General features: G+C 46.1%; 1 protein-coding gene. It reads right to left on the minus strand.

From position 1 onward, the window contains the following. The coding region (locus KIV40_RS31485) for a DUF1214 domain-containing protein (RefSeq protein ID WP_285353232.1) at positions 1-748 on the minus strand (748 nt) is incomplete at both ends.

Raw genomic sequence — 748 nt, forward strand, 5'->3', positions numbered from 1 at the left:
TGAAAATAACGTTGTAGCCTTTGTTTGGCATGGTCTGAACCCAGTTGTCTTCCCAGCCTTTTGGTGCCGTTGGCGCGAAGTGGATAGTGACCGAACCATCTTCATTTTTTCGGAGAGCTTTATTTAATCCATCGACTCCGGCTGACTTTTGATCCGTCTCTAACATTGAACGCGTTTGGTTGTCGTATACCATGAAGGACCAGAAGTTCGCCACAGGTACGTCTTTTGGCAGTGTCACTGTGTAGTGCTCTCCACCATCAAGAAGCTGGTCGTCACCATCGCGTGTCGCAAGTAGGTACGCCGAACCTTTACCCACGGTATTTGTCACCATGTCAGGTGTAATACCCGTCGCCATAAAGTGGAAGGTCGCTCTCTCATCAATCGACACTACTCCATTTTCATCCAGGAACTCATGTCCAGAAATAAGAGGAGTAAACCAATGTCGGTCGTCATATACCTTCATGTTCTCTTCTGGGTAAAAGTAAGTTGCACGCGCTTCCGCTGTAGCAATTTTTGCAGCTTCAGAAAGAATCGACTTCATGCGCTCATCAGGAGCAAACGCCTTACCTTTTTCAATGCCTAGATCTTTTGCCATCGCAATCCATTCTTGGTCCCAAATCTCAACAGGCTCGTACTGGATAAGAGCATTGATTTCGTCATAGAACTTTTCATTCATGGCATGCACGGTGTTGTACTGTAGGTCTGTTAAGTTGAGAAACTCTGTCTGCTCTTTTTCACCATACGGGTA

It is taken from the genome of Vibrio sp. D173a (assembly GCF_030248475.1).